We start from the raw sequence: 4822 nt of genomic DNA, 5'->3' as shown, positions 1-4822 counted from the left end.
ACCCCAAACCCACCGACCCACGCCACCCCTCCCCACGCGATCCGCCACTCCGGACCTCACACTCCTGGGACACCATATTTGAACACGCTCAAAAACCGCTAGTGATCAACGTCGGTACGCCCGCTGTAACGTGGCTGCGGGCAGGAGCAGTTGCCGGTGGGCTGCGTGCGGGAAGAGGTGCGGCCGCGTAGCGCAGGGGTGTGATGCGCGATCGGGCGACGTGGCCGTGACTGGCGAGCCATGCGCGCGTTGGGGCGACCCCCGCTTTAGGAGCGAGGTGGGGCAGTTCTGGGCCTGACCTGGGGTTCCTTGTCCTGGGCGGAGTCTGGCAGCACGTACCCTTGCGCACCCTGGTTCCCCGTGAGGCCCCGACCGTTCTGGCACGAGAGTGGCACGGTCCAGGGAACTCCATCGCGGTCGGGCGCGTGCCGGGCTGTCAAGATCGCCAGCGGCTCCAGAGTAGCCACTTCACGTACTGGGGCAGGTGGTGACGCCAGAGCCAGACCGGCAAGTGACGGTGCGGGACAAACGACCAGAGATCGTCGTCGGCTTCGTTGCCCCTGGGGCGGGCTCGCAAGAGGCCCAGACACTCGGCATCGACCGTGCGGTGCAGACGCGCAACGTGCGCTAGAGCGATCGTGCCCTGCCGGCGCAGCTCTTCCGAGTCCGAGCGGAGAGCGCGGGCGACCCTGGGAAGGATGGCGAGGGGATCGGAGTGATTGAGGGCAAGGCCGATCACGGCTACTCCGACGTGAGGCTCCCCGCGTTCAAAAGCCGCATCTACTTCCTCTGGCTGGTCCATCCCGAGCAGGCCTGTACCGTCGGCCCAGCTGTAGACCCAGCCGGGAGAACCTGTCTCCCCACGCTCGTATGTCACGCGCCGACCTTACGACTGACCGTGCACGACTGCGTGATCAGTTCTTCTGGAAGTGGTGAGGACGCCTCCCACCTGGGCCGGAGCGCCGCGCCTGGCTGCTGAGCTGCGACGACGCCGTGGTCAGCTGTCATCGTCCGTCAACGCTGGCTTGCCTCGGACGGCCCGGAGACGGCCCGGGCTAGTCTCCGACGAATACCAGGTAGCTGCCGGGAGTGGTGGCGCAGTCCTCCAGGTAGGCGGCGAGGTCGCGAACCGCTTCAGCTTGTGAGTCGTTGGTGCAGCGGTCCAGAAGTTCCGGGATCTCGCCGAGTGCGGCCTCGGTCTCCTGCTCGTTGAAGGTCGTGTCGTTGTACGGGTCGACCATCCAGAGCTTGCCCGATGTGTTGGCCGGAAGTTCGGCGATCAGCTGAGCCAGCGCTTCCCCGTGCTCGTGTGACTGCCGGATCAAAGTCGGCTTGCGCTTCGAGCGTCGGCTGGGCCAGTGCGGGCGGCTGCCGTGCAGCTGCAGGTCGATCCCCATGACCTGATTTTCTCCGGTGAGTGCCTACCTGGTCTCGAACTCCACCAAGGTTGGCGGAGAGACTTTGGGCTGGAGCTGCCATGGGGCGAGAGATCGGGGCCCGTACGCTGACCGCGAATCGGGCAGTCTGTGGACCTGAGCGGGAGGACTCCCCGTTGCTCGATGCGCTCATCTGCGCCGACATGACGACGGGTCCCGCCGGCCAAGCCTTCGACTTCGAGCAGCGCATGGACGAGATTCTGGTCCGGTACGCGCCGGGCAGCGAAGTGCACACGGCGATCAGTAACGCGCGCCCGGACTTGCGGGCAGCTGTCGAGAGAACGCAGGCCCGTCTCGCCGATCAGCCGATGTAGGGCTCGGCGCGACTGACCAATCCGTGGTCGATCCGCATCCGCATCGATGGGTGGATGTTCAGCTCGTCCAGCTTGCTCGGGTGGACGAACGCCACTTCTTTGCTCTCGAAGCTGGGGCGGAGCGCGCCGCCGGTGATGCGGGCGTTGAAGCAGATGGAGAACTGCTGCCGTACCTCGCCGTCGTCGTAGGCCATGACGTGCGCCGGGTTGGTGTAGATGCCGATCAAGCCGGTCACCGCGACATTGAACCCGGTTTCTTCCTTCGTCTCCCGCACCGCTGCGGCCGGCGCGGACTCCCCGACGTCGATGCCTCCGCCTGGCAGAGCCCACAGGTTGTTGTCGGTCTTGTGGATGAGCAGGATCTCCCCGGCCTCGTTGAGGGCGACTGCTGTAACCGAGGGGACGATGCTGTTTGCCTTCGGGGCGTTCGGGTCGTTGAAGTAATCGACGCGGGCCATGCGTCCAGCGTCGCACATGCCTCGTTCGTGGTCAGGGGCGGCGTGCGGCTTCTCCGAGGTCCCTTCCGTCCAGGACCTCGATGTCGACGATGACGGTTCCTGTCGGGTCGAGGCTGAGCCAGATCACTACTTCGTCGTCCTCCTCCAGCTCGCAGATGTAGGGGGTGGGTGACCCTTGGGGAGCGGTCAGAAGCTTGTCGCACGTGGCTGAGCAGGTGCATACGCCGTAGTACCGCAGCGTTGGGATCTGTTCGCTGAGAACCCCGCCATCCGGCTCAAGGAGGCGCAGGATGTCGGCGGCCAGCTCTGGGAACACGTCGGCGAACAGGGGCAGGTCGGGGGTCATCGGACGGCGGCCGTCCCGCGCTCCCATGCGTAGTCGAAGCTGCGCATGTAGTGCCGGAAGGTTCGGGCGCCGGGCAGGTAGCGGAAGTGCAGGACCGGGTTCTGGCCGGCGGGGGCTCCGAGGACGTGCGGGTTGACGAGGACGTCGTCGTCGAAGCGGTAGATGGAGTTGTAGAGGATCGTGTCGTGCGACCTGACCTCCACGCCTGGCGTGGCCATGGTCGGTTCGAGGTAGCGGCGCGTGATCCGGGCTCGTGCGGCCAGGTCCCCGCCGGTCCCCTCCTCGTCGCCGCGCTGACGGACTGCTTCCGAGTCCGGGTCGCCCAGCAGTATCCGCACCTGTGCGCCAGCGGTGGCCTTCTGCGCCAGTTGGTCGGGGAGGTCGGGGTGGCTGTCGAAGAGGAACAGCCCTGCGTAGGCCAGGATTTCAACGTGGCTGGTGGCCTGCTTGATCAGCAATGACCACAGGGCTGCCGGGACCGCTCCACGGTGCGGGTAGTACGTGATCAGTTCGGATGTGCTCGCCGTCTCGGCCTGCTTCTGGACCGACGGCCACACATAGACCTCGTCGACGCCGAGGAAGCTCGCCGCCTTCCAGCGGTGGCCCCGGTGGGGTGTGCGGTTGGTCGTGATCCAGCGCTCCACGCTCTTGGGATCAACCCCGACGTGGTGCGCCACGGACTGGATCGTCTCGCCCTTTGCCGAAATCGCTGCGCGTAACCGCTCGTTCGCCATCGTCGTGCCCTTCTGAGGGGACGCCAGGGACGTTTTGACGATAGCTCAGACGTCCCCAAACGTCCATACGGACCGTGATACGTCCACTACCTCTCGCGGTCTCCTGAAGTCACCGCCGAACGACGGCGGAACGCCTACTCCGACAGGAGACAGACGATGCGTCAGATCCTCGTGGACACCTCCGCCGCCACCGTGATCGTGGCCCGGGCGCAGCAGCCCAAGATCCGCGACCGCCGTACCGGCGAGATCGCCACCGACGCCGAGACCGGCGCGACGATGATGACCGTGGACGTGATGTTCACGGCGAACGGCGAGGTCGAGATCCTGGCGGTGGCCGTCCCGGAGCCGGGCATCTCGGGTGACCTGGCGATGGGCACGCCGGTCGCGATCACCGGCCTGGTGGCCCGGCCGTGGGAGAACGAGTTCAACGGCCGGCGCCGCCACGGCATCAGCTTCCGCGCGGTCGCGGTCACCTCGCTCGCCGCCGGCACTGTGAAGGCGGCCTGCCCCATGACCCGCTTCACGGTCGCGCTGCTGCTGGTAGCCGCCATCGCCCTGATTCTGCGGTGGCGGCGCCCCGCCTGGTACTGGTTGACGTTCGGGATCTCGCTTGTCTGCTCCGGGTGGTCGTCCGCTACAGCTCGGTGATGGACGCCTGCGGGTTGACCGTCCCCCGTCCCGCTGGCGGATGGCATTCGCGCGGGCCACCAACCGCCCCGCTCCCGGCCCGCGGGCCCCGCGCATCAGGCGCCTGCGCCCGAGCTGGACCGGCCTGGTGGTGCGGTTAGCGCTGCGCCCGGGGCAGGACGCCTTCGACTTCGCGGGGGGCTTCCGACCGGCTATGGCACGCCTTCGCCATGTACACGGTCACCGCCCGCGAGATCCGCTCCGGTGTGGTCGAGCTGTGGATGACCGGCTACGACGTCCTCAAGCGCGTGCAGATGCCCGCGATGGTCGACGCGGCACCGATGCGCGTCCCGGTCGCGTTGCGCGAAGACCGGAGAGGTCCGGCCGGACTGCACACCCTCGCCGCGACGGGCGGGGCTTCCACGCGGGAGCTGATGCACCGCATGGGGCACTCGTCGGTGCGGGCCGCGCTGATCTATCAGCACCTCGTCAACGGCCGCGACCACGAGATCGCCGGGCACGTGGACGACCAGATCCGGCGGGTCAAGGGGACGGGCTCCGATGTGGATTCCGGTGGACTTTCTGGCACGTGAGTGGCACGGCGGCCCTCAAGGGCGGCAAAAGATCAAGGCCCAGGTTTCCGGACTCATGCCGGATGACCTGGGCCTTTGCCATGCGCTGGGGCTGGTGGGCGTGGACGGTTTCGAACCGCCGACATCTGCCTTGTAAGGGCAGCGCTCTACCGCTGAGCTACACGCCCGCTGGACACGCGAAAGCACAGCCTACCCTGCCATACCCCGTGACCAGCAAACGCACGCTCGGGGTCAGGTGTAGGTCACACGGAGTTCCTTCACGCCGTTGAGCCAGGGGGAGCGGAGGCGGCGGGGGGTGCCGGCGAGGCGGATGG

General features: G+C 67.3%; 5 protein-coding genes, 1 tRNA gene and 2 pseudogenes. 3 read left to right on the top strand and 5 right to left on the bottom strand.

The features are described from left to right. Positions 1-1055: 1055 nt before the first annotated feature. Positions 1056-1397, bottom strand: coding sequence for a hypothetical protein (locus PV350_RS44600; RefSeq protein ID WP_500339067.1), 342 nt, complete (start codon positions 1395-1397; stop codon positions 1056-1058). Positions 1398-1552: 155 nt separating this feature from the next. Between PV350_RS44600 and PV350_RS44595 the strand changes: the two genes are divergently transcribed. Beyond that, the gene (locus PV350_RS44595) at positions 1553-1750 is read left to right on the top strand and encodes a phosphohydrolase (protein WP_500339066.1); all 198 of its coding nucleotides are present in this window, start codon (positions 1553-1555) and stop codon (positions 1748-1750) included. On the opposite strand, the gene PV350_RS44590 is transcribed toward PV350_RS44595, so the two are convergent. From PV350_RS44590 to PV350_RS44580, 3 genes are read right to left on the bottom strand one after another with little or no spacing between them, the layout of a single operon-like run. After that, positions 1738-2208 carry an NUDIX hydrolase gene (locus PV350_RS44590; RefSeq protein ID WP_500339065.1) on the bottom strand — a complete coding sequence of 157 codons (471 nt, stop codon included), beginning with the start codon at positions 2206-2208 and terminating at the stop codon, positions 1738-1740. The two genes, PV350_RS44595 and PV350_RS44590, sit on opposite strands and share 13 nt — an antisense overlap. A gap of 31 nt (positions 2209-2239) precedes the next feature. After that, complete coding sequence (locus PV350_RS44585) at positions 2240-2554, bottom strand: hypothetical protein (protein WP_500339064.1); 315 nt, start codon at positions 2552-2554, stop codon at positions 2240-2242. Then, entirely contained in the window at positions 2551-3231 is a 681-nt protein-coding gene (locus PV350_RS44580; RefSeq protein WP_500339063.1) for an XRE family transcriptional regulator, read from the bottom strand. Before PV350_RS44580 ends, PV350_RS44585 begins: the two co-directional genes overlap by 4 nt. Positions 3232-3444: 213 nt before the next feature. On the opposite strand from PV350_RS44580, the pseudogene PV350_RS44575 reads away from it, so the two are divergent. Together PV350_RS44575 and PV350_RS44570 are read left to right on the top strand one after the other, a co-directional pair. Then, positions 3445-3771: pseudogene (locus PV350_RS44575) on the top strand (SCO3933 family regulatory protein); the annotation flags it as partial. A 27-nt stretch (positions 3772-3798) separates the two neighbouring features. After that, positions 3799-4286: pseudogene (locus PV350_RS44570) on the top strand (plasmid transfer protein); the annotation flags it as partial. Positions 4287-4600: 314 nt separating this feature from the next. Here the strand turns inward: PV350_RS44570 and PV350_RS44565 are convergent. After that, positions 4601-4675: transfer RNA gene (locus tag PV350_RS44565), tRNA-Val, on the bottom strand. Positions 4676-4822 lie beyond the last annotated feature (147 nt).

This window comes from Streptomyces sp. PA03-6a, from assembly GCF_033792765.1.
Classification (GTDB): Bacteria; Actinomycetota; Actinomycetes; order Streptomycetales; family Streptomycetaceae; genus Actinacidiphila.
Note: the sequence above shows the minus strand (reverse complement) of the source record. Positions and strands in the feature narration are given on the sequence as shown.

Bases quoted from the DNA above. Each gene is read 5' to 3' on its own strand.
- PV350_RS44600 (WP_500339067.1), bottom strand. From the start codon at position 1,397: ATGGGGATCGACCTGCAGCTGCACGGCAGCCGCCCGCACTGGCCCAGC.
- PV350_RS44590 (WP_500339065.1), bottom strand. From the start codon at position 2,208: ATGGCCCGCGTCGATTACTTCAACGACCCGAACGCCCCGAAGGCAAAC.
- PV350_RS44585 (WP_500339064.1), bottom strand. From the start codon at position 2,554: ATGACCCCCGACCTGCCCCTGTTCGCCGACGTGTTCCCAGAGCTGGCC.